Raw genomic sequence first — 23,406 nt, 5'->3', positions numbered from 1 at the left:
ATGATAAAAGTTGAAAACGTAAGAAAGGCCTTCGGCCACACGACCGTGCTCGACGGCGTTGATCTAACCATTGCGCCGGGCGAGGTCGTCTCGATCCTAGGCTCGTCCGGATCCGGCAAGTCGACGCTGATCCGTTGCATCAACGGTCTGGAAAAGCTGAGTGGCGGCAGGATCACGGTCGACGAGTTTGATGTCGGCAAGCCCAAGGAGCTTGCCGAAGCGCGCAAGCGCTCAGGCACGGTTTTCCAGCTGTTCAACCTCTATCCGCACATGACGGTCCTCGCCAACATCACGCTCGCGCCGGTCGAAGTGCTGAAGAAGCCCCGCAGCCAAGCGGAGGCGATGGCCCGCGCCCTGCTGGAATCGGTTGGCCTCGGTGGCCGGGCCGATGCCTACCCGGCCCAGCTTTCCGGTGGTCAGCGCCAGCGCGTCGGCATCTGCCGGGCGCTTGCGATGCAGCCGCGTTACCTATTGCTGGATGAAGTGACCAGTGCGCTCGACCCGGAGATGACGGCAGAGGTGTTAACAATCCTTGCCAAGCTCGCGCAGGAAGGCACGACGATGCTTTTCGTCACGCACGAGGTCGAATTCGCCAGGCAGATTTCGGATCGCATCGTCTTTCTCGACAAGGGCAGGCTGCTGGTCGACCTGCCAACCAAAGAGTTCTTCTCCGCCGATGGCGGCATGGGGCAGCCGCGTGTCGCCCAGTTCCTTTCCAAGATGCGCAAAGATTAGAGGTTCTAGATGCTCCTTTTGGCCAATAAAGAAGCCTGGCCGGGTTTTCCGACATCCGTCGAAATGTTGCGTGATGGTGCAATCAGCCTGGATGCGATGGTTGCGGGGATCAGCAAGGTAGAAAGCGAAGTGAAGGTTCGCAGCGTTGGGTACGGCGGTTGGCCCAATATGCTTGGCAATATGGAGCTGGATGCGGCGGTGATGGACGGCAATACACGTGAGGTCGGCACGGTCGGCGCCGTTCCAAATACACTTCCAGTGGCTCGCCTTGCTCATGAGGTCATGAAGCGCCTTCCCCACGTTATGCTGACTGGCGATGGCGCACGTCGCTTTGCCAGTGAAATCGGTTTCTCGCATGACGAGGTGTTGTTTGAGGACAGCAAGCGGGTCTGGTGGGAGCGACTGGAAAAGGAGCTCTCGCCGGAGGATCTGGCGAAGTTTCCAAATATTCCGCTGGCGCCTCTCAGCCGCGCCATCACCGATCCGGAGCGCGTTCGCGACACGACCGTCTTCTTGTCGGCCGATCCCAAACGCGGCATCCATGCCGCGACGTCGACATCGGGTTGGGCATGGAAATATCCGGGCCGTCTTGGCGACAGCCCGATCCCCGGCGCTGGCTTCTATGCCGACAGCCGCTATGGGGCGGCCGCCTGCACGCATACTGGCGAAATGACGATGCGCTGTTCGACGGCGCGCACGGTGGTTCTTGCGATGAAGCTTGGCTATTCGCTGTCCGACGCTGTGAAGCTCGCCGTCGATGAGCTCAATGAACTCTCCACCGGATTCCTGGCCGGCGTCGTGATCCACGCGGTCGATGCCAAAGGAAACCACGAGGTCGTGAATTTCAGATGCGAGGGCGAGATTCGGTACTGGCTCTGGGAGGACTCGATGCCCGAACCGGAATTGCGGGCAGCGAAACTGGCATAACTAAAAGAGGGAATGAACCATGAAGCGCATTCTGACTACCCTTGCCGCCCTGGCCATCGCGGCTGGCTCGGCATTTCCGTCCTTCGCCGGGATGATCGACGATATCCGCTCGCGGGGCACCGTTCGCATCGGCGTGTCGCTCGGCGGCGAGCCGATTGGCTTCCGTGACGCGCAGAACAATCCAGTCGGTTACGACGTCGATGTCGCAACACAGCTTGCCCAGAAGCTCGGTGTGCCGGTCGAGTTCGTCGACGTCTCAGGCGATGCTCGTATCTCGATGCTCGTTTCGGGCCAGATCGACGTCGCCGTCGCCAACACCTCGGCAACGCTCGAGCGCGCCAAGACAGTGAATTTCACGATCCCTTACAATCGGGCTGGCCTACGCGTCATCGTTCAGAAGGATGCGGGCATCAAGGAACTGAAGGACCTCGCCGGCAAGAAGGTCGTCGTTGGTCGCGGCACGACGGGCGAAAACTTCCTCAAGACCGCCGTTCCAGATGCGCAGCTCGTCTACGTCGATCAGTTTGCTCCGGACGGAGTCCTTCAGTTGCAGCAGAAGCGCGTCGATGCGGCAATCGAGGATTCGTCGCTGCTCGATTATCTCGCGACCAAGACCCCGTCGCTCGTGACCCTGCCGGGCCTTTATTCCAACGATCCGATCGGCATTGCCGTCGCCAAGGGTGATCCGGAATTCGTGCGCTGGCTCGACATGTTTGTTTCCGATTACATCCAGTCGGGCGCCTATGCGGCGAACTACAAAAAGTGGTGGGGTGCAGAATCCAACCCCCCTGCCCTCAATCCTCAGTGGTAAAATGATCGCGGGCCGCCTTCGGGCGGCCCGTTGCTCGTTAGCCCGTCAGGCGTGGCACGAAACGTGTCGGCACTGTCACCGGCAGCTGGCCTGGCGTGAAATTGCCGGGGTTGGCAACTGAATCGACAATATGGCGGACATAGAGCGCCTTGTCGTAGCCGATCGAAGAGATCGGATAGGCGTCGAAATCGGTCAGTGACAGGTTGTCGAAACCATAAAGCCGGAAGCGCGAGGGACGGCCATCGGGAAAGTCGGTCCGGCGGACGTCCAAGATGCCCATCGCCATCGCATCGGATGTGCAAAAGACAGCATCGAAAAGGTCAACGCCCGTGAGTTCCGTGGCCGCCGCATGCCCGCTTTCATAGGAATAGTCGCCCTGGATCCTTCGTACGAGATTGATGCCGTAGCGCAAAAAGGCTTCCTGGTAGGAGCGAATCCGCGCCTGCTCGACCGGAGAGGACGCACGTCCGGTCACAAGAACGGTCCTGCGCACACCCTTGGATGCGGCATCCGCGACGGCTTCGGCGATGCCAGCATGCTCATCCGGGATGATCACGGGAGAAAACTCGTCGTGAAGGCCGTTCAGCATGATGACATGATCGGAGCGGAACATCCGCCGGACGGTCGACGCGTCCGCAAAATCCGAAAACACCAGCGCAGCGTCGACATGGTAGGCGACGCCATTGCGCAGGAACTCTTCGACGCGCGCGACCGATCCGATGCGGATCAGGATGACCTGCTTGCCGACCATTTGGACCTGATCGATGAGCCGGTCAAACAGGTCGAGGTCCGAGAGATCGTGGATGTGATTAACCACGACGGCCACGAGATTGACGGTCTTGGTGGTCAGGCTCTGTGCCAACAGGTTCGGCTTATAGCCGAGGCTTGCAGCCGCAGCGATCACGCGCTCTCGCTTCTCGGAGGATACTGGCCGCGGTTCGTTGGAAAGCGCCCGGCTGGCGACCGCACGCGACACACCCGCCAAACGCGCGACATCGGCAATCGTGGGAGGAGCGTCACGGTTACTATCGTGATTCATGATCGAGAGCTTTCCACCTTTGGCAGGGTGATATCGCAACGTCGCGTGCTTCGGCTATGGTAATCTTTCGTTTCTTGGCGGTCAGCAATCATCAGGCACCGGCCCGTCGATCACGCAGATGCTGTTTGTCCGTGCGAGGCGACATCAATGCCATTTTCAACGTCCTTCGCGTGCATCAGGCGACCCATTGCCCGCAGGCGCTCGATGAGGTCGCTGCCGTCAACGGAAGCGCGGGTCAGTTCCAATTGTTGGTATTCCAGTGCGGCCTGCTGCCAATGTTCGCCGCTGCGACCTTCCGGCCGCCCTTCGGCTTCCCAGAGTGCATAAGCACGCTGATTGATCCAGTCGTCCTTGCTGCGTGACATGCCAACCCCAGCCATGAAGGAATGTATCGTCTCCTTCAGGCTGACAAATCAGCATTACGGAGTCGTTACCGCAACGCAAAAATGTTCCTGCCGTCGGCATGTTTGTGGGGATCAGATGCGCTTCAATTCATCACGGCGTTCCGCGAGCTCGACGATGATGCCGTCGGGATCGCGAAGAAAGGCCACTCGATCCAGCACCTCAGAATTGACGGCTGGGCGCGGCCTCTCCTTGATCTCCACGCCTTCCGCCTCCAGCTTTGCGAAGCTCTCATCAACGCTTTCGACTAGGAAAGTAATATGCAGCACGCCCGATGTGGCCCGCGGGAGGTCTAAGGCAGGTGTGGCGCCACCGGGCGGGGCGAAGATCTCAAGCATGCCGCCACCGGTATCGAGAAAAGCCACTTCCGTGCCGTTGGCCATCGTCTTGCGCAAATGAAGACGCAGGCCAAGGAGATCACGGTAGAAGGCAAGCGACCGGTCCATGTCTGCGGTCACCATGCCGACATGCTCGAAGCTTTTGATCATCGGCTCAGGCTCCGGCTGCCTGGCGTCGCTCTTCTTCCGGCAGCCAGGAATGGTAGAGCGGATGGTCGGAGAGGATGGGCAGCAGCGTCGGCTTGCCAGTGCGCTGCGAATGATATGCGGCGGTCACCAGCTCCAGTGAGTTGCGAGCATCTTCCAACGTCACCGGTGGCTCGCCGCCGGTGGTCAATGTATGATGGAAGAGTTCGAACTGTCTGGTGTAGCCGTCTTCCTTGACGACATAACCTGCCAGCGCCTCGTCGACGCGCTTCTGATGCTCTTCCGTCCCGGCAATGAAGCTCCAGGGGTCTCGACCCATTGTGTAAGGCTCGACAATGCTCTCGACGACGAGATCGGAGAAGCAGAACCGCAGCCGGGAGATTTCCTTTCGGGAGCCGAGCGTCATCGACAGCGTCGCCAACGAACCGTTCTTCATCTTCACCGAAAGGGCTGCCGTATCCTCGACCTGGATCGGATTGACCAGTGTCGCCCCGTAGGAGAAGATTTCGGCGCATGCGCCGTGCACATAGTTCAGCATATCGTGCGCGTGGATCGCGTGGCCAAGCAGACCGCCACCCAGCTCGGTTACCCATTTTCCCCGCCACGGGACGGCATAATAGTCCGGGCCGCGCCACCAATGGGTTTCGATTGTGGTGAGGAATGGAGTGCCGGTCAGGCCGAGATCGATCAGCATTTTCAGCTTTTGAAGTCCCGAGCCGTAGCGATACTGAAAGATCGGCATCAGTCGCGGACCTTCGGCGCGCGCGACAATGCGGGCCATCTCGTCGACTTCAGCTATCGAGCCGAACAGCGGCTTTTCGCAGATGACGTGCTTTCCGGCTTCGATCGCCTTGCGGCATAGCTCGAAATGCGAACTTGGCGGGGTGCAGATGTCGATGATATCGAGATCGGAGCGAGCGATCATCGTCTCGGCATCCTGGGTATATTCGGGAATACCGAACTCCTCGCAAAGCGCCCGGCCGCGGTCCTCGTCGAGCGAGCAAAGGACGGCAACGTCAAACAGCTCCTTGTTCCAGACAAAGCCTGTCAGGTGGCGGGAGGCGATCCCCGCCCCGATGATACCGACGCGAAACTTCTTGGACATGACAGCTTCCCTAGCGATGACCCAGGCGCGCGGCCTTCGATTGTGCTTCCAGCGAAAGGCGGCAGACCTCGTAGACATGAGCCTGGGGCATCGCCGTCTCGGTGCGGTCGCGCACATCGGCAGCGAAGGCATCGAAATAGTCGAGTTTCTCGCTGCTGCAATCGATGTGCGTCATCTCCTTGCCGTTGACGAGGAAGAGGTGGTCCTTGCCCGGCCGTCCGGCGATGTCGATGTATTTACGCAGCTCGATATAGCCCTCCGTACCAAGGATGGTCAGGCGGCCATCGCCCCAAGTCGGCAGTGCCTCCGGCGTAAACCAGTCGACACGCACATAGCCCGAGGCTTTCTCGGAGCGCAGCAGCACCTCGCCGAAGTCCTGGAATGCAGGCTTGTCGGGCATGCCGAAATTGCCAACCGAGCTTGCCACGACTTCACCGCTCGTCGATCCCGTATAAAAGAGGAACTGATCGACCTGGTGCGAGGCGATATCGACGATGATGCCACCGAACTGCTCCGGATCGAAGAACCAGTTCGGCCGTGTCGGCAATTGCAGCCTGTGCGGCCCCATACCGAGCGTCTGGATCACCGTACCGATCGCCCCTTCTTTGACGAGCTTGCCCGCCTTGACGGCGGATCGCACGCAATGGCGCTCGGAAAAGCAGATCGAAAAGATGCGGCCGGTTTCGGCGACGGTGCGTTTGACTTCCTCCAGCTGCGCAAATGTCGTCACACCGGGCTTATCGGTCATTACGTCCTTGCCAGCCTTCATCGCGCGGATGGCCAATCCTGCGCGGTCACGCGGGATTGCGGCGATGCAGATCACGTCGATCGACGGATCCGCGAAGATAGCGTCGCGAGCGATCTGCGGGGCATCCGGATAGGTTCTCTTGAAGGTTTCCAACAGCGCAGGCACCGAGGTCTGCGGGCAATATCCGACGAATTCTGCACCCGCCGCAAGCAGGCCCTTCACGTGATCGAACGTGTGTCCATGATCGATCCCGACGACGGCAAATCTCAACATAACAGCAATGTCCTCCTGGAAAATTCCAAACGCCCCGGCTTTTTGAGTCCTGGGCGGCCTCCTCTGGCTGAAACAGACAGCCAAACCCACACGCTGTCAAGGTCGGACAATTGACGAAAGTCCGGCGCTGTTCCATTAAGGTACGGAATTTACAATGGAATTTTTTGTATCTAAATAGTTATTTATTTGTGTGAGAAGTATTGGGTCTGAAGGCCGGCCCCTCGAACGAACTCTTCTCCGCTACGTACATCCGGATCGCTGAATTCCTATGTGTCGTGGCGTTGCGGCAGGGCTTCAAATAATCAAGGCTCTCGACGGCTCGCAGTCGAACAAGCCTGGGCCAAGCACCGCGCCCAACGCTTAGTAGCTACAGGGACGATCATTACCAAATCCACCGCTGCACGCTGGCCGCAATGCAAAGTCTGCGTTGTGAGCACCATACCCAACCGACCCCGTTGTTCGAGGAGCGTCTGAGCTTGTCGAACACGCTGTTGCGACGCCCGCGATTGCAACGACCATCCCGAGGCACATCATCCTTCGAAGCGTTTTCATGTCATCCTCACGACATAGTTTGCCACCAACTGGACAGAAACTAGGTCCCGGTGAGACTGGGAAAACAGCGTGTGCCATCAATACTTCGTCATCGATGGCCGCCAATGGCAACCTTTCTGCCACCAGCCCAACTTTGGCAGTCGCAAAACCTTCCGGCCACCAGTTTGGCACGAGGAATGCATGGTATTTTTCAGGGGTTCCTTTGTTAGGAGGGAAAAATGACGGCCTTGGTTACCGATATCGTCAGCGCCACTGGACAACTCGAAGCAGCCATTCTCGATGTCACGTCTGCAGATCCCAGCATCATCGTTAGATCCAAGTCAATGAAAGCAAAGGCAAAATTTCTTCCGCAGGTATTGGTGGAGCAATACCCGGAGCTCTCATGGATCGAACGCGAGCTGCGCGGTGTATTCGAAGCCTGCTCGCACGCCATTGACCGCAAATCGATCAGTCCGGTGGTCGCAAAAGCGGCAATCTCCATCGCCGAGGAATACCGGCAGGTTATCGACGGGCTGAAGCGCCGGAACTAGCAGCGCACAAAGCAGCCGGCATAGTTCCACTCGCAGTTACAACCGCGTCCAGATCAGCGAGACGCAGATCACCTTCATCGTGCAGCCGCGCATGTGCACCGTGTCGCCACTGAGTGTGAGCACTCCCGTGAAAGTCTTTTTGCTCTCCGGCTCCACGATGGTTCCGGTGAAGTTACCGTTACTGCCCTGGAACGAGCCGATGCGCTTGCCCGCATTGTTGCCCGTCTTCATCGTGATGCAGTAGCCCTGCGCGCATTCGTCGATGGCCGCAGTGGTGCCGACTTGAGTCTTCCAGGTGCCGACGACAGGCTCTTGAGCCAAAACACCAAAGGCCACGAGCGTCATCGACGCCGTGGTCAATACCAGCCGTTTCATCGTTTTCGCTCCCCTATTGACTGTCAGGGTGGGGCCGCTGGTCCGACCTAAAGCTTTCGACTATACGCCCCGAAGGTGTCCTGCTCCAGCGTCCAGTGGTCCTTTGTGCATGAGGGAAGTGAAGCCACACGCCCGGGACTGGCGCCCAAAGCCCCGGGCGATCGTTGCTATCGCGTCACGCTTCCAGCCACTTCACCTGTTCCGGTGTCAGCTTGATGTCGAGCGCCGAGAGGCTGTCTTCCAACTCGGCGATGGTGCGCGGTCCGATCAGCGGAATGACCGGGAACGGCTGGGCGATTACATAGGCGAGCGCGATGTGGATCGGGCTGCGTCCGAGCTTGTTTGCGAGCTCGATTGCCCGGTCCCGGCGCTCGAAATTGCGATCCGAATACCAGCAACGGACAATTTCCTCATCATCGCGCTTGTCGCGTCCGGCGCGCTCCGTAAAGAAGCCGCGTCCCTGGCTCGACCATGCAAAGTTCGGGATCTGCTTGGCATTCAGCCATTTCTTCCAGCCGTCATCGGAAGCCGCCACGCATCCAGCCCAGATCGGATCGAGCATCTCGGCAAGCGAGAAGTTGTTGGAAAGGGCAGCCGGCGCCGTCTTGCCATTCTTGGCGGCGTAGGCTGCGGCTTCGTCCACGCGCTCGCGCGTCCAGTTCGATCCGCCGAAGATGCCACGAATGCGACCGCGCTTGACCTCTGCGTCCATGGCATCGACGAACTCGCCAACCGGAATATCGGTATTGTCTCGATGCATGAAGTAGATATCGACATAGTCGGTCTTCAGACGGTTCAGCGACTGGTCGAGCTGCTTGGCGATGACATCGGGATAGCAGAGCGGGGAATGGACGCCCTTGCCGATCAGCACGATCTCCTCGCGCGGCACCTTCCGGCTGGTGTGCCAGTCGCCAAAGATGCTCTCGGTCTTGCCCCCACCATAGACGAAGGCCGTGTCGAAGACATTGCCGCCCGCCTCGTAGAATGCGTCGAGGGTCAGAGACGCGGCAGCAAAGTTCGGGAAGAATTCGAAGCCGAGCGTGACGAGCGAAGCCGGCTTCGAAATGCCGGGAATCTGGCGCTGCGGGATGCTGTTTCCGCGCCGAACCGCACCACCTGCGATGTTCGCGGTTCGCTTGTCCGCCTTCTCGACGCCGTATTCCAGACCAATCGAGGCCCGCCATTGATCAAGAACACGCAGGTTTCCGACCGAGTCGGCCCAGCTCATGCCGGGTGCGCGGAATTCCTTTTCATCGGCGCGGATCGCATCGCCGGCTGCATCGACCTCAAAGGAATAGAGCCAGCGGTCTTCCTTGACCTCGATCGTCTGCTGCTCGTTGCCCTTGAAGATCTCGATCCTGCCAGTGCCGCCCTTGTGGCCGGAGGCAAACCAGAAATCCTTGACCTCGATGCGCCCTTCCGAGCCGATGATGCGCAGCGTATTGTCTTGCTGGGCCATGATCGAGCAGGACACTTCGGCGATGACGCCGTTTTGAAATTTCAAAACGGCGGACGCCCACTCATCCACCCCCGATTGACCGAGGTGACCGACGCCTGAGACCCTTTCCGGCTCGAGGAACGGCTTGCCTTCGACAGTTCCTGCGATCAACCGTGCCATGGAGACCGGATAGCCTCCGACATCGAGGATACCGCCGCCGGCCGTCTCGTTGGCAAAAAGCCGATGCTCGGGCTTGAACGAGCCCATGTTGAAACCGAAGCTCGAGCGGATGATGCGCACGCTGCCGATGACACCGCCTGTGATCAGTTCGACGATCTTGGCCGTTTGCGGGTGAACGCGATACATGAAGGCCTCGCCGGCAAAGACGCCGGCCTTCTTGGCTTCGTGATAGATCGCATCGGCGTCGAACGCGGAAAGTGCAATCGGCTTTTCGACAAGAACGTGCTTGCCGGCGCGGATAGCCTTGATTGCCCATTCGGCATGACCGGTATGTGGGGTTGCGATATAGATCGCGTCGATTTCTGCGTCCGCCAACAGCGCATCATACCCATTGACGATGCGGGCGCCGGGGAAGTTCTCGCCGAGTCCGGGCTTTTGCGGGTTGCGGGTGGCAATGGCGACGAGTTTTCCCGTCCGCGAATGCGCGATGCCGTCCGCAAAGGTGCGGGCGATCGTGCCCGGGCCGATAATGCCCCAACGGATCGGTTGGTCTGTGCTCATAGGGAATTCCTCTTCATTGCATAAATCTTGGGATGAGGTTTACAGTCAGCGCAGGCGGTTGCCGTCGCCATCGAACAGAAAGATGCGGTGGGCGCTCAGGCCGACGGTCAGTGTGTCGCGATTGCCGGCAGCGCGCGATTCCGGGCGCTCGATAATGAGCGGCTCGCCGCCTGCCGTGGTCGCATAGATGTAGCTTGTGTTGCCAAGATGCTCGGCGACGTCGATCGTCACGGTGAGATCTGCCTCACCCTGCCCGGCGTCGACAAAATGCTCCGGCCGGATGCCGAGCGTCACCTGTGTGCCGGGCATGACCGAGCTGCCCACGGGCATGTTCAGGCGGACATTCCTGTCACCCGCAAGCGCAATCGTCGCGGTTGCACCGTCCTTTTCGATGATCTCTGCTTCGAGGAAGTTCATCTTCGGCGAACCGACGAAGCCGGCGACGAACTGGTTGGCGGGATCATCGTAGAGGTCGAGCGGCGCACCGACCTGCTCGATATTGCCTGCACGCAGGACGACGATCTTGTCGGCGAGCGTCATCGCCTCCGTTTGGTCATGCGTGACATAGATCATTGTCGTGCCAAGCTGCTTGTGAAGACGGGAGATCTCGACACGCATCTGCACGCGCAATTCCGCATCGAGGTTCGACAACGGCTCGTCGAAGAGGAAAACCTGTGGTTCGCGCACGATGGCGCGGCCAATCGCAACGCGCTGGCGCTGGCCGCCTGATAGTTGCTTCGGGCGGCGATGCATCAGCTCATTGATCTGCAGAATGTTGGCTGCATGCTTGACGCGCTTTTCCGTGTCCTGTTTCGGGTTGCCGTTCATGCGCAGACCGAAGCTCAGGTTCTCCTCGACCGTCATGTGCGGGTAGAGAGCGTAGGACTGGAAGACCATGGCGATGCCGCGATCGGCCGGCTCGACATCGTTGACGACCGTGCCGCCAATGTTGATCTCGCCGCCCGAGATGTCCTCAAGACCGGCTATCATGCGAAGCAGTGTCGACTTGCCGCAACCGGAGGGGCCGACGAAGACGACAAACTCGCCGTCCTTTACCTCAAGATTGGCGCCATGGATGATTGCCAGCGCGCCGAAGCGCTTGACGACATTTTTCAACGAAAGTTCAGACATCAGACGTTTTCCGATTACTTGACTGCGCCGGCCGCGATGCCGGCGATGAAGTGGCGCTGCAGGAGCACGAAGACGACAAGGATCGGCGCCGTCAGCATTATTGCTCCCGCCATGATCCCTCCCCACGATACCTTGGTCAGACCAATCAGCGTGCCAAGCGCCACCGGTGCCGTCATCATCCCCGGCCTGGAGTTGATGAGCAGCGGCCAGAGGTAATTGTTCCAGGAGTGCAGGAAGAGGATGATGGCAAGCGCCGCCATCGTCGGCCTTGCGAGGGGCAGTGCGATCCGAAGGAAGATCTGCCATTCCTTGACGCCTTCGACACGCGCGGCATCGAAGAGTTCCCCAGGCATCATCGAGAAGGCCTGGCGCATGAACAGCACTCCGAGCGAGTTGAAGAGCGGTGGGACAATCAGCGCAATCCAGGTATTAGCCAGCCTGAATTCGCGGGCCACCATGATGAACTGCGGAATGACAACGACGGCAAAGGGCAGCGTGATCGTCCCGAGAATGATGCCAATGACGATCGACCGCCCGACGAAGCGATAGCGGGCCAGCGCCCAGCCGGCCATCGAGGTCAGAAGCACCGACAGGAACGTGTAGATCACCGCAACGCCGATGGAGATGAACATGGCGCGGATGAAGTCGGTATCGGCCTGCAGGTTCTTGAAATTCTCGACGAAGTTGGTCGACGGCCAGAGCACGATCTCGGGGCTGAATATGCCGAAGTCCGACATCGTCGAGAAGACGAACATCATCCAGAGCGGAAACAGCCAGATTATGGCCAGCGGCGTCAGGACGGCGTGGAGGGCGACCTGCCGGAGCAGCAGCGATTGAGACTTCGATCTCATTTGGGCTCCCTTCCGATCCAGAGGTTGAAGAGTGAGATCGCGACCGCCAGCGCCGCCATCGTGTAGGCGACGGCCGAGGCATAGCCGAAATTGAGCGAGCGGAAGCCCTCGCGATAAAGGAGAAGGCCAAGCGTTTCCGTTCCACCTCCCGGACCGCCGCGATTGGTGATGAGGAATGGTTCGGTAAAGAGCTGCATGGTGCCGATGACCGACAGGATGACGCAAAACAGGATGATCGGCTTCAAGAGCGGCAGCGTGATGTGGAAGAACTGCTGTGTCTTGCTGACGCGATCGAGCGTTGCCGCCTCGTAGACGTCGTCAGGAATGGATTGCAGGCCGGCGAGAATGATGATCGCGTTATATCCCGCCCAACGCCAGGTCACCGCAATGATGATCAGGGTCATGGCAGCGTTGGCATTGTCGAACCAGGAAACGGCTGGAAGACCGACCAAGGTGATGATCTTGTTGACGATCCCGAAATCGAAACTGAACATCAGGCGGAAGACCGCAGAATAGGCCACCTCGCCAACGACGACGGGCGCGAAAAAGGCGAAGCGGAACAGCGGCCGCGCCTTTAAGAGCGGCGAGTTCAACAGCACCGCCATTACGGTGGCAAGCATGATCATGACCGGGACCTGGATGACCAGGATGATCAGCGTGTTGTAGAGCGCGTTATAAAAGGCCGGATCGCCGATGAGACGACCCCAGTTAATGGAAAGACTGAATTTCCATGGATTGACGCGGGTATTCTGAAACGAGGTCAGAAACGAACTGATGATCGGCCAGATCCAGAAGGTGGCAAAGATCAAGAGGTAGGGCGCAAGAAAGGCGTAAGCGTTCCGGTTGCGGATCGGCATTGTATTCTCCTCACAGACGAGACGAGCCACCCCTCAGGATGGAGGCCGGGCGCGTTGCCACGCCCGGCACCGTTACTCATTTCGCAATGGGAAGACCTGTCGCCGTGGCGATCTGGTTTGCGGCGTCATCGAGCGCGGCCTTCGCGTCGGGGTAGCCGCCGGCGAAGTACTTCGTCTGCGCTGCCCTGTAGATCGAGTCGGCGTCCGTCTGGAAAGCCGTGCCGCGGCTCGGAACGATCTTCGGGAGGGTCGACAGGATATCGACCCAGACCTTCTGCCCGCCCCAGAAAGGTTGCGGCTCGTTGACGAACGGGTCCTGAACGGCGGTCAAAAGCGACGGAACGAGACCGAAGGACTTCAGCATCGTCACCTGGCCCTCATTGGTGCCAAGAGCGTAGTTGATGTAGGTCCAGGCGGCTTCCTTGTTCTGCGAGTTGGCAGCGATTGCGAGCGACGAACCACCGAGGTTTGCCGCATGCGGGCCATCGGCCGTCAGGCTTGGCATCGTGTAGACGCCCCACTTGCCGGAAAGATCGGGGGAGCCGGACCTGATCGTGCCCTCGTACCAGCCGCCATACATCTGGCTGGCCGCCTTTCCTGCCGTATTGGCCTGTATCTTCTCATCCCAGATGGCTGCCGTCAGCGTGCCGGCGTCCTTCATCTGCTTGACCTTTTCGAGCGTCGCAACGCAGGCCGGCTGATTGATGGTAATCGTCTGGCCATCCGTCGAGAAGTAGCCGCAGCCCTGCTCGTTGGAAATCATGCGGAACCATTCGCTGTCGCCGTTGAAGTCAGCTTGCGCCATGACGACGCCCGGATTGGCTGCGGAGATCTTCTTGCCGGCTGCAATGAAATCGTCCCAGGTCTTGATGGTCGACGGATCAACGCCTGCCTTTTCATAGAAGTCGCGGCGATAAAAGACAGCGACCGGGCCCGAATCCCAGGGCATGGCGTAGGCAACATCCCCGACTTCTAGCTCGGTGCGCTTGAAGTCTGGGAACTTTGCCTGAATTTCTGGGGTGTAGCCCAGCTCTTTCAGGTTGGCGAAGCAGTCGGGAAAGCGGCTCCAGAAGATTTCCGCCTCGAAATTCTCGACGCTGACGATGTCCGGCAGTCCTTCGCCGCCGGCAGCGCAGGCAGCCAGCATCTTGTCGAACACCTGCTGGTTGCCGAGGTCCTCGACCGTGACCTTGATGTCCGGATGCTGCTTGTTGAAGCCCTCGAGCGTGGACTTCAGCGCCGATGCGGCGATATTCCAGCTCCAGATGGTGAGATTGCCCGACTGCTGCGCGAACGCAGAACCGGAAGCAAGCAGCGCGACTACAGCGGTCGCACCGATAAGTTTGAAGCGCATTGAAAATCCTCCCTTTTCAATTGCCGTCCCTTAGTGAACGCGGCTAGACTATCTGGAAGGGAGCCGCTGTCTCCTAAAAAGGGAACATGGATTTGGCGGAAAGTAAGATCGTAAGGCGGGCTGTCTATCAGCCGGGAGCAAGCAGTATCGAAGGGTTGCCGACGGCCCTTCAGATGTTTCACAACCACCCGCCAGTCATGTTGATGCCGCATTGGCATGTACAGGTTGAAGTGAACTACATCATGCAGGGGAGCGTCCACTATCGCGTGAATGGTTGCGAAATCACCATGCGGGCGGGCGACATGTGCCTGTTCTGGGGCGGGCAGCCGCACCAGATGGACGATTGCTCCGAGGACGCGATCTATGCCGGCGGGCATCTTCCGCTCGTCTACTTCTTCCGCATGCGCCTGCCGATCAACATTTCCAGCCGCCTGATGAAGGGCGAGATCCTGTTCACCTCGGCAACCGACGCCGCCGACCGGGAAAACTTTCCACGCTGGGTGCGCTACGCCAAGTCAGGCGACCCTGCCAAGGCGCAGCACGCCGTCGACGAGATGCTGTTGCGGGTGGAGCGAATCGCCCTGGAGCCCTATTCCATGATTCCGACACTCGGTCCGACGGATGCTGACGATATCGAGCAGTGCTATCCGCAATCCTCGCGCAGCGTGGCGCGCATGTGCGACTTCATCGCCGTCAACTTCCTACAGGAAATTGATTCGGTCGATATCGCTCGTGCGGCCGACCTTCACCCGAAATATGCGATGAACCTGTTCAAGAAGACGACCGGCATGACGCTCAGCAAATATGTCAATCTCCTGCGCCTGTCGCGCGCGCAAGCGATGTTGATGAACGACGAGGCAAACGTGTTGCAGGTCGCAATGGACAGCGGATTCGGCTCGATCAGCGCCTTCAACAAGTCGTTTCGCCATATTGCGGGCATGTCACCTTCCGATTTCCGCCGCGATGCGCGCATGGTCACGCAGTATGCGCCTTAGGCTACGAGGGGCCGCGGCGCATCAAGGGTTTCGCGTTGTGGCAAACACATTGTAGACAAGCTCGGCGGAGGCAGACAGTTCGCGTTCCTTGAGTTTGACGAGGCCAAACCCTGGGACGGAGATATCGCCCTCTATCTGCAGCGCCTTGACGAGACCATGCCGCTCGAGCAGGGCTGCCACGGGCTCGGCAAAGATGCCGAGCCGCTGGCTCTGCAATATCAGCAACATGGTCAAAAGTGCATCTGAAGTCGAAACGACGCTTGCTGGCACGATGCCGTGACGACGGATGAAATCATCAATGACCTGTCGAAGGAACGAGCCATGCGGCTGGAGCACCCAGCTCTGGTGCCTGAGATCGTCCTCGGTGACGACAGGCTTGGCCGAGAGCGGGTGATCCACGGCCACGATGACACGCAGCGTCTCCTGGCCGACCGGCAGATAGTCGAACCAGAGGGGGTTCATGCCACCTGGAATGCGGCAGACGGCAAAGTCGAGCCTTCTGTTCAGCACATCCTCGAGAAGCACGTCACTGCTGCCAACGGAGATGCTGATGTCGATCGTCGGGTGGGTTTGGAAGATCCGTTTCAGCGCAGGGGCAACGTAATCGGCTGCCGGCGTCATGATCGTGCCGAATGCCACGCTGCCGCCCTGCCCGGCAGCTGCGACCACCATTTCATATTCTGCGCGTTGTGCTTCGGAGATCAGCATCTTGGCGTGGCGAACGATCACTTCGCCCTGAGGGGTGGGGACGAGGCCACGATTGTGTCGTTCGAAGAGCTGGTGCCCAGACATTTGCTCCAGCTCATTGAGGGTTCTCGACAGGGCCGGTTGCGAGATGCCAAACATTTCGGCAACGACGCCGAGCTTGCCGTGCTCGCTGAGCGCCACGAGCATCTTCAGGTGCCGCAGTCTGAAACCATCTAATCCCACGATTGCCTCACTCGATATAAGATATTTGCATATCAAAATGCGAAAGACTGATTATACATTCCTGTATCGATCAGCTAAGTGCATGACAACAGCGACTTCAAAGCAAGGAAATTCATCGTGGTTGAGAAGAATCCCTCCCCGAATCAGAACGCAGTTCAAGAGCAGGACGGATCGCGCCAGCTTCGCTCCAAGGCCTGGTTCGACAATCTGGCAAACCCTGACATGACCGCGCTCTACCTGGAGCGTTACATGAACTTCGGTCTGAGCCAGGAAGAGCTGCAGTCGGGAAGGCCGATCATCGGTATCGCACAGACTGGCTCGGACCTGTCGCCGTGCAATCGTCACCATATCGAGCTTGCCAAGCGCGTTCGCGAAGGCATTCGTGACGCTGGCGGTATCGCCATTGAATTCCCGGTGCATCCGATCCAGGAAACCGGCAAGCGCCCGACCGCCGGTCTCGACCGCAACCTCTCCTATCTCGGCCTCGTCGAGGTTCTCTACGGCTATCCGCTCGACGGCGTAGTCCTGACGATCGGTTGCGACAAGACGACGCCGGCCTGTCTCATGGCCGCGGCCACCGTCAACATTCCGGCGATCGCGCTCTCGGTCGGTCCAATGCTGAACGGCTGGTTCCGCGGCGAGCGTACGGGCTCCGGCACAATTGTCTGGAAGGCCCGCGAAATGATGGCGCGCGGAGAAATCGACTATCAGGGCTTCGTCAAGCTCGTCGCATCCTCCGCACCCTCGACCGGCTACTGCAACACGATGGGCACGGCGACGACAATGAACTCGCTTGCCGAAGCGCTGGGCATGCAGCTGCCGGGTGGCGCGGCAATTCCGGCCCCCTACCGCGACCGTCAGGAAGTTTCCTACGAAACCGGCCTGCGCATCGTCGAGATGGTGCGCGAAGACCTCAAGCCGTCCGACATCCTGACCAAGGAAGCCTTCATCAACGCGATCAAGGTCAACTCCGCAATCGGTGGTTCCACCAACGCGCCGATCCACCTGAACGCTCTGGCACGCCATGTCGGCGTTGAACTGACGGTCGACGACTGGCAGACCTACGGCGAGGAAATTCCGCTCCTCGTCAACTTGCAGCCGGCCGGCGAATATCTCGGCGAGGACTACTACCATGCCGGTGGCGTTCCTGCCGTGATGGGCGAACTGATCAAGCATGATCTCCTCAATACAAGTGCGATGACCGTCAACGGCAAGACTGTCGGCGAGAACTACACAACGGCGACGATCGAAGACGACAAGGTCATTCGCCCGTTCGAGCGCCCGCTGAAGGAGCGTGCCGGCTTCCGCGTCCTGCGCGGCAATCTCTTCTCGTCCGCAATCATGAAGACGAGCGTGATCTCGCCTGAATTCCGTCAACGTTACCTCTCCAACCCGAACGATCCAGAAGCCTTCGTTGGCCGCGCGGTCGTCTTCGACGGACCGGAGGATTACCATCACCGCATCGACGACCCGTCGCTGGCGATCGACGCCTCGACGATCCTCTTCATGCGCGGAGCCGGCCCGATCGGCTATCCCGGTGCAGCCGAGGTCGTCAACATGCGCGCGCCCGACTACCTCTTGAAGCAGGGTATCAGCTCCCTGCCCTGCATCGGTGACGGTCGTCAGTCCGGCACGTCCGGCTCCCCCTCGATTCTCAACGCTTCGCCGGAAGCGGCAGCTGGCGGTGGGCTCGCACTGCTGAAGACCGGTGATCAGGTTCGCATCGACCTCAAGAAGGGGACGGCCGACATCCTCATCAGCAACGAGGAGCTTGCCGAACGGCGCAAGGCGCTCGAGGCAGCCGGTGGCTATGTCTATCCGGAGAGCCAGACGCCCTGGCAGGAAATCCAGCGTACCTATGTCGGTCAGATGGAAACCGGCGCCGTGCTCGAGCCCGCCGTCAAGTACCAGCGCATCGCACAGACCAAGGGTATCCCGCGCGATAACCACTAAGCCGCCGGCGTGCAGGAGTGCACGTTACGTGAGCCACGGCTGATCATGCACAATGGGCGCGTTGCCAACTGCGGCACCGCGCCCTTTTTCATTTTCGAAACGAGGTCGAGATTGATTGGTTTTGACCTTGCCGACGGGCATCTATTGTGGTCGATTTCCCCGCGCCGTCGGGTTGGAGGGCGGCTGGTTCGTTTTGATATTGAGCGCCTCCATCGCTCGCGTGACGGAACATATCGATGTCTTACACTCTTCTGGACGCTGTCGCCGCTGGCGGCTTGTTTATCGGTCGTGCCTGGAACCCTGCTGTCCAAGGTCCATGCGTCGTGGTGGTTCGGGATGGCCAACTGGTCGACATCACCTCCAAGACCGTGCCGACGTTGAGCGCACTGCTGGAGCAGGTCGACGCGGCTGCCTTCGTGCGCGCTGCGCGCGGTCCTGTGCTCGGCGCGCTCAAGGAAGTCGACGCCGTTGGTATCGGAACGCCTGACCCGTCGCGCGTCCATCTGCTTGCTCCGGCCGACCTCCAGGCGATCAAGGCCTGTGGGGTGACATTCGCTCAGTCGATGATCGAACGCGTGATCGAAGAGAAGGCGGCCGGAAATCCAGATCGCGCCGCCGCGATCCGCGAGCGCGTCAGTACGCTGATCGGCGGTAGCCTCAACAACCTGAAGGCAGGCTCGCCGGAAGCCTTGAAGGTCAAGCAGGCGCTGATCGAGGAAGGCATGTGGTCTCAATATCTCGAGGTTGGCATCGGACCGGACGCAGAGGTGTTCACGAAGTCACCGGTGCTGTCGTCTGTCGGCTGGGGCGCCGATGTCGGCCTGCATCCGATCTCGACCTGGAACAACCCGGAGCCCGAGATCGTGCTTGCCGTCAACAGCCGCGGCGAGATCAAGGGTGCAACGCTTGGCAACGACGTCAATCTGCGTGACGTCGAAGGCCGTTCGGCGCTGCTCCTCGGCAAGGCAAAGGACAACAATGCGTCGTGCTCGATCGGTCCATTCATTCGCCTCTTTGATGAGAGCTATAGCCTCGATGAGGTCCGCAGGGCGGAACTCGATCTCAAGGTGACAGGGACAGATGGATTCATCCTTCACGGAAAGAGTTCGATGTCGAAGATCAGCCGAGATCCGGGCGACCTCGTCAAGCAGACCTGCGGGCCTCACCATCAGTACCCCGATGGCTTCATGCTGTTCTTGGGGACGCTGTTTGCCCCGACACAGGATCGTGACGCGCCAAACCAGGGTTTTACCCACAAGGTGGGCGATGTCGTCGAAATTTCGTCGGCGGGCCTCGGCTCGCTCGTCAATACCGTGCGGCTGTCGACCGAGTGCTCTCCCTGGACTTTCGGTATCACCGCGCTGATGGCAAATCTTGCAAAGCGGGGCCTGTTATAGGCGTTGGGCAAGCGTTGCGGCGGACCTGCTGAATTCTTGCGCCAGACGGCATCTGTTCCGGCCCGATTGATTGCATATATGCTTCGGGAATGAAACAAAACTGTCGAGGGTACCATGAAGAAGGCCCTTGCGTTGCTTGGTGTCCTCGCACTTGTCGGGTGCACGACGAAGGACTTTTCTTCGCCGGGTCTCGATCCGATCCCGGGCAGCGTCACCTATGGCGGCCAGCCGCGCACCAAGTTGACGAAATCCCCGCCCGGGTCGACCTTCCCGCACAACTTCATTGATCAGTGGGGCCGGCAGATCGATGAGACCTACATGATACAACCTGACAGGTCGCTGAAGATCGTGCACAGGGAAATCCGGCCAATTCGCTTCAAGCGCTGACCGATTGCGTCGGGGCAGTTCAGCACGGTCGCCGTCGACCTAAGGTCTGGTTGCAGTGCTGTTCTACCATGTTGCGGTGAGTGTCTGATTTCTGCCAGATGATATTACGCAGGTCGTATGAACTAACAATTGAATTTGGTCGGCGGCTAATACACATTTCATGAGAGTGCTGTATACCGGAGGTCGAGCGATGATCGCGACACCAGCCCGGTTCATGGAAACATTGACGATGAATGCAAAGACGCCGAATGCCATCGATACCTATGTCGGTTCTCGCGTGAGGATGCGCAGACAACTGCTTGGTCTTAGCCAGGAAAAACTGGCCGATCAGATAGGTGTTACATTCCAACAGGTGCAGAAATACGAAAAAGGTCTGAACCGGATCGGTGCCAGCCGGCTGCAACGGATTGCCGAGGTACTGAGGACGTCTCCGAGCTTCTTCTTTCAACAGGACGACTCCGAGCCACAGAGCTTGGCCGGATCTGAAATGACTGTCGCGGCCGACCCCGTTGCCGAATTCCTGCATTCGAAGGAAGGCCTCGCCCTCAACCGCGCTTTCCTGCAGATCACCGATACCCAACTGCGCGAAAAGATTGTCGCCTTGGTCAAGGCGATGGCGCAGGCTCAGGAAGGACGCAACATTGCGACGGCGCGGTCGAAACCGGGCGAGACTTTCGCCTGAGTGGGATACTGCCGCACGCGTGAGATTGCGACCCGCTGGTTGTAAGCGTACAGACTTCTGCGCAGCTTACGCCCGCTCCTCCCATACCTTCGCGAGTTCGACGAGCGTGGCTACGGCCTTCTCCATGTCCTGCCTGCTGATCCATTCGCGCGGCGAGTGAAAGGCATGGCCGCCAGCAAAGATGTTCGGGCATGGCAATCCCATGAAGGATAGGCGGGAACCGTCCGTTCCGCCTCGGATACTGCCCCGGACTGGCGACATGCCGGCTCGCCGAATAGCTTCCACAGCGTTCTCGACAATCTGAGGGTGGCGATCGAGCATGACCTTCATATTGCGGTACGTCTGCTTGACGACGAAGGTATAGGAAGAACCGGGATAGTCAGTCATGATCTCGCGCACCAGTGCTTCGAGATGTTTCTCCTTGTCTATGAGACCGGCTTCCTCAAAGTCGCGGACAATGAGGCTGACAGCCGCCTTTTCCATCGAGCCGGTGACGCCGGTCGGATGAATGAAGCCTTCTCGTCCTTCGGTCGTCTCTGGTGCGGCATTCCTCGGCAACCGGTCGATGATGGCGCCTGCGATCTTGATCGCATTCTCCATCTTACCCTTCGCAAAGCCTGGATGGATGGCGACGCCCTCAATGGTGATCTCGACGCCATCGGCCGAAAATGTCTCGTCTTCGATGTGCCCGGCGGTTTCGCCGTCCATCGTATAGGCAAACTGCGCGCCAAGCTTCGCCAGATCAACCTTGTCGACGCCGCGGCCGATCTCCTCGTCCGGCGTGAAAAGCAGCTTGATGGTTCCGTGCCTGATGTCGGGATTGTCCACGAGGATTTGCGCTGCCGTGATGATCTCGGCAATGCCTGCCTTGTCGTCTGCGCCGAGCAGTGTCGTTCCGTCGGTCGTCACGATGTCGTTGCCAATCTGGTCATTGAGAGCTGGATTCTCACTGACCCGAATGACCTGCTTCCTGTCACCGGAAAGCTGAATGTCGCCACCTTGATAGTTGTGCACGATCTGCGGCTTCACGTTCGTCCCGGTGAAGTCAGGAGCGGTGTCCATGTGCGAGCACAAGCATATGACCGGAATTGCTTTATCGACATTCGAGGGAACGGTCGCATAAACGTAGCCATGCTCGTCGAGATGAGCATCGGATAGGCCGATTGCCAACAATTCGTCGACCAGCAAACGCCCCAGGTCCTTCTGTTTCATGGTCGACGGCTGTGTCGATGATGCCGAATCCGACTGGGTATCAATGACGACATAGCGAAGAAAGCGATCGAGGACGGTTTCGGTCATGGCAGGTCCATTCCATGTTTTTGCGTCGCCCCGGTATAGCCGTCAAGGACGCGTTGTGAACAGAAGTATTCGGGCGCTGACGAGCGCATTTAACAACAAATGGTTGTCTTTGCGCGGTCCCGTGTGAAGCCAAGGTGACGAAGCGGCCGCCGGAGGCAGGACCACGTCGGACCTAAGTCCGATGGAACCTTGGGGCAGCGGACTCAGTTCCTACCCGGCAAACCAATAATACAATCGCAGGAGTAGCGGATGAGAAAGATTATTCTAGTTGGCGCATTTATGGGTGCATTGGCGTCATGCACAGCCACCGAAAAGGGAACGGCAATCGGTGCCGGTACCGGCGCCATCATCGGCGGCGCCGTCAGCAACAGCTGGGGCGGCGCAGCCGTTGGCGCCGTGGCGGGCGGTGTTGCAGGCGCTCTGATTGGACGCTCAACCGAACGTCGTGGCTATTGTGTTTATCGTGACCGATATGGCCGCACTTATGAGGCGCGCTGCCGATAGCCGGAGCCGCCAACCGACCGCCTCGTTACAAGAGGCGGTCTAATTCCTTGAGATTTTGAACTAGTGGGCGCTTTGCTGTTTCGCCCTTGCTACGATCTGCGTCGGGTTCACGAACTGCAAAGCGAGAACCAGCCAGAACAATGTCGTGATCATGTAGACCACCGCCATCGCATCAATCGACTGACCCGCGCGAACGCCCGACGCAAAGACGGCGTAGTAGAGCGACACCACCAGCGTTTGCGTCGTCGGCCCGGCAATCAGGAAGGTCAGCTCGAACATTGCGATGGTGCGCACCAACACAAGCAGCAGTGCAGCCAGCATCCCCGGCAGAAGCAACGGTAGCAAGATGCGCAGGAAGAGGCTCGTCGTTCCTGCACCAAATACCCGTGCGGCCGCTTCGATACGCGGGTCGATCTGTTCTATGAAGGGGATCATCACCAGCACGACGAAGGGCAGAGACGGGACAACGTTGATCAGCACGACGCCCCAAAACGTGCCGCCGAGCCCAAGCTGATAAAGGACGGTTGCGAGCGGAATGCCGTAAGTCAGCGGCGGGATAAGCAGAGGCAGCAAGAACAAAAGCACGACCAGACGCTTTCCGGGAAAGTCGCGCCGCGCCAGTGCATAGGCGGCCGTGATGCCCAAGATTCCGGACATGATGACGACGGTGAAGACTATCTCGAATGTGACAAGAACCACGCTGGAGAGCTGGAATTCCTTCCAGGCACTGAAATACCAGCGTGTCGTCCAGCCGACCGGCAGCCATGTGCCAAGCCAGCGCGTCGCCAAGGAGTTGACGATGACGGCCGCGATGACAGCCAGCAGATTGAGGACAAAGAGGATGGCCAGCGCCCAAATGGCAAAGCGCCAGATCTTCGAGGTGAGGCCCTGATCTCGGATCATGA

The 23,406-nt window shown here is 59.3% G+C and carries 25 protein-coding genes; 10 read left to right on the top strand and 15 right to left on the bottom strand.

Features of this window, described 5'->3' with window-relative positions; all coding sequences use genetic code 11:
• From FHX09_RS01895 to FHX09_RS01885, 3 genes are read left to right on the top strand one after another with little or no spacing between them, the layout of a single operon-like run.
• Window positions 1–735, top strand: coding sequence for an amino acid ABC transporter ATP-binding protein (locus tag FHX09_RS01895; protein WP_184449195.1), 735 nt, complete (start codon window positions 1–3; stop codon window positions 733–735).
• A 9-nt stretch (window positions 736–744) separates the two neighbouring features.
• The gene (locus FHX09_RS01890) at window positions 745–1,662 is read left to right on the top strand and encodes a N(4)-(beta-N-acetylglucosaminyl)-L-asparaginase (protein ID WP_184449193.1); all 918 of its coding nucleotides are present in this window, start codon (window positions 745–747) and stop codon (window positions 1,660–1,662) included.
• Window positions 1,663–1,681: 19 nt separating this feature from the next.
• Complete coding sequence (locus FHX09_RS01885; RefSeq protein ID WP_007797499.1) at window positions 1,682–2,473, top strand: transporter substrate-binding domain-containing protein; 792 nt, start codon at window positions 1,682–1,684, stop codon at window positions 2,471–2,473.
• Window positions 2,474–2,510: 37 nt separating this feature from the next.
• On the opposite strand, the gene FHX09_RS01880 is transcribed toward FHX09_RS01885, so the two are convergent.
• From FHX09_RS01880 to FHX09_RS29565, 6 genes are all read right to left on the bottom strand, one after another.
• Window positions 2,511–3,512, bottom strand: a complete 1,002-nt coding sequence (locus tag FHX09_RS01880) for a LacI family DNA-binding transcriptional regulator (RefSeq protein ID WP_184449192.1) — start codon at window positions 3,510–3,512, stop codon at window positions 2,511–2,513.
• Between the two features lie 110 nt (window positions 3,513–3,622).
• Complete coding sequence (locus tag FHX09_RS01875) at window positions 3,623–3,877, bottom strand: DUF2934 domain-containing protein (protein ID WP_132587908.1); 255 nt, start codon at window positions 3,875–3,877, stop codon at window positions 3,623–3,625.
• Between the two features lie 111 nt (window positions 3,878–3,988).
• Entirely contained in the window at window positions 3,989–4,402 is a 414-nt protein-coding gene (locus FHX09_RS01870) for a VOC family protein (RefSeq protein WP_184449190.1), read from the bottom strand.
• A 4-nt stretch (window positions 4,403–4,406) separates the two neighbouring features.
• Window positions 4,407–5,504 (bottom strand): Gfo/Idh/MocA family oxidoreductase, encoded by a 1,098-nt coding sequence (locus tag FHX09_RS01865; protein WP_184449188.1) that lies wholly within the window; start codon window positions 5,502–5,504, stop codon window positions 4,407–4,409.
• 10 nt (window positions 5,505–5,514) lie between these two features.
• The gene (locus tag FHX09_RS01860; protein ID WP_132587911.1) at window positions 5,515–6,525 is read right to left on the bottom strand and encodes a Gfo/Idh/MocA family oxidoreductase; all 1,011 of its coding nucleotides are present in this window, start codon (window positions 6,523–6,525) and stop codon (window positions 5,515–5,517) included.
• A gap of 360 nt (window positions 6,526–6,885) precedes the next feature.
• Window positions 6,886–7,077: a hypothetical protein gene (locus tag FHX09_RS29565; protein WP_132587912.1), complete on the bottom strand. Its 192-nt coding sequence runs from the start codon at window positions 7,075–7,077 to the stop codon at window positions 6,886–6,888.
• Window positions 7,078–7,295: 218 nt separating this feature from the next.
• On the opposite strand from FHX09_RS29565, the gene FHX09_RS01855 reads away from it, so the two are divergent.
• Window positions 7,296–7,607, top strand: a complete 312-nt coding sequence (locus tag FHX09_RS01855) for a hypothetical protein (protein ID WP_132587913.1) — start codon at window positions 7,296–7,298, stop codon at window positions 7,605–7,607.
• A 36-nt stretch (window positions 7,608–7,643) separates the two neighbouring features.
• On the opposite strand, the gene FHX09_RS01850 is transcribed toward FHX09_RS01855, so the two are convergent.
• The 6 genes from FHX09_RS01850 to FHX09_RS01825 form a co-directional block, all read right to left on the bottom strand.
• Window positions 7,644–7,982, bottom strand: coding sequence for a DUF2147 domain-containing protein (locus FHX09_RS01850; RefSeq protein WP_132587914.1), 339 nt, complete (start codon window positions 7,980–7,982; stop codon window positions 7,644–7,646).
• A 175-nt stretch (window positions 7,983–8,157) separates the two neighbouring features.
• Window positions 8,158–10,161 carry an aldo/keto reductase gene (locus FHX09_RS01845; RefSeq protein ID WP_132587915.1) on the bottom strand — a complete coding sequence of 668 codons (2,004 nt, stop codon included), beginning with the start codon at window positions 10,159–10,161 and terminating at the stop codon, window positions 8,158–8,160.
• Window positions 10,162–10,206: 45 nt separating this feature from the next.
• Entirely contained in the window at window positions 10,207–11,292 is a 1,086-nt protein-coding gene (ugpC, locus tag FHX09_RS01840) for a sn-glycerol-3-phosphate ABC transporter ATP-binding protein UgpC (protein WP_132587916.1), read from the bottom strand.
• Window positions 11,293–11,306: 14 nt separating this feature from the next.
• A complete protein-coding gene (locus tag FHX09_RS01835) occupies window positions 11,307–12,143 on the bottom strand; it encodes a carbohydrate ABC transporter permease (RefSeq protein WP_132587917.1) in 837 nt (278 codons plus the stop codon).
• Window positions 12,140–13,000 (bottom strand): sugar ABC transporter permease, encoded by an 861-nt coding sequence (locus tag FHX09_RS01830; protein WP_007796063.1) that lies wholly within the window; start codon window positions 12,998–13,000, stop codon window positions 12,140–12,142. The genes FHX09_RS01835 and FHX09_RS01830 overlap by 4 nt, the downstream gene beginning before the upstream one ends.
• 76 nt (window positions 13,001–13,076) lie before the next feature.
• The gene (locus FHX09_RS01825; protein WP_007796060.1) at window positions 13,077–14,354 is read right to left on the bottom strand and encodes an ABC transporter substrate-binding protein; all 1,278 of its coding nucleotides are present in this window, start codon (window positions 14,352–14,354) and stop codon (window positions 13,077–13,079) included.
• An 86-nt stretch (window positions 14,355–14,440) separates the two neighbouring features.
• On the opposite strand from FHX09_RS01825, the gene FHX09_RS01820 reads away from it, so the two are divergent.
• Window positions 14,441–15,349: a helix-turn-helix domain-containing protein gene (locus FHX09_RS01820; protein ID WP_132587918.1), complete on the top strand. Its 909-nt coding sequence runs from the start codon at window positions 14,441–14,443 to the stop codon at window positions 15,347–15,349.
• Between the two features lie 21 nt (window positions 15,350–15,370).
• Here the strand turns inward: FHX09_RS01820 and FHX09_RS01815 are convergent, their stop codons facing one another.
• Window positions 15,371–16,279, bottom strand: coding sequence for a LysR family transcriptional regulator (locus FHX09_RS01815; RefSeq protein ID WP_132587919.1), 909 nt, complete (start codon window positions 16,277–16,279; stop codon window positions 15,371–15,373).
• Between the two features lie 117 nt (window positions 16,280–16,396).
• Here FHX09_RS01815 and FHX09_RS01810 point away from each other — a divergent pair, with 117 nt between their 5' ends.
• The 4 genes from FHX09_RS01810 to FHX09_RS01795 all read left to right on the top strand — a co-directional run bounded on the left by FHX09_RS01810 (window position 16,397) and on the right by FHX09_RS01795 (window position 20,698).
• Entirely contained in the window at window positions 16,397–18,232 is a 1,836-nt protein-coding gene (locus FHX09_RS01810) for an IlvD/Edd family dehydratase (protein WP_132587920.1), read from the top strand.
• Between the two features lie 236 nt (window positions 18,233–18,468).
• Entirely contained in the window at window positions 18,469–19,629 is a 1,161-nt protein-coding gene (locus tag FHX09_RS01805; protein WP_132587921.1) for a fumarylacetoacetate hydrolase family protein, read from the top strand.
• Between the two features lie 114 nt (window positions 19,630–19,743).
• The gene (locus tag FHX09_RS01800) at window positions 19,744–20,016 is read left to right on the top strand and encodes a hypothetical protein (protein WP_132587922.1); all 273 of its coding nucleotides are present in this window, start codon (window positions 19,744–19,746) and stop codon (window positions 20,014–20,016) included.
• 229 nt (window positions 20,017–20,245) lie between these two features.
• Window positions 20,246–20,698, top strand: a complete 453-nt coding sequence (locus FHX09_RS01795) for a helix-turn-helix transcriptional regulator (protein ID WP_132588266.1) — start codon at window positions 20,246–20,248, stop codon at window positions 20,696–20,698.
• A gap of 66 nt (window positions 20,699–20,764) precedes the next feature.
• On the opposite strand, the gene pepT is transcribed toward FHX09_RS01795, so the two are convergent.
• Window positions 20,765–21,997 carry a peptidase T gene (pepT, locus tag FHX09_RS01790; protein WP_132587923.1) on the bottom strand — a complete coding sequence of 411 codons (1,233 nt, stop codon included), beginning with the start codon at window positions 21,995–21,997 and terminating at the stop codon, window positions 20,765–20,767.
• 249 nt (window positions 21,998–22,246) lie between these two features.
• Between pepT and FHX09_RS01785 the strand changes: the two genes are divergently transcribed.
• Window positions 22,247–22,501 (top strand): YMGG-like glycine zipper-containing protein, encoded by a 255-nt coding sequence (locus tag FHX09_RS01785; RefSeq protein ID WP_132587924.1) that lies wholly within the window; start codon window positions 22,247–22,249, stop codon window positions 22,499–22,501.
• Window positions 22,502–22,561: 60 nt separating this feature from the next.
• On the opposite strand, the gene FHX09_RS01780 is transcribed toward FHX09_RS01785, so the two are convergent.
• On the bottom strand, window positions 22,562–23,404 hold the full coding sequence (locus tag FHX09_RS01780) for an ABC transporter permease subunit (protein WP_007796035.1): 843 nt from the start codon (window positions 23,402–23,404) through the stop codon (window positions 22,562–22,564).
• Between the last annotated feature and the right edge of the window lie 2 nt (window positions 23,405–23,406).

Origin of the sequence: Rhizobium sp. BK538, from assembly GCF_014197575.1 — a bacterium.
Classification (GTDB): domain Bacteria; phylum Pseudomonadota; class Alphaproteobacteria; order Rhizobiales; family Rhizobiaceae; genus Rhizobium.
This window is presented reverse-complemented; position numbering and strand designations above follow the sequence as displayed.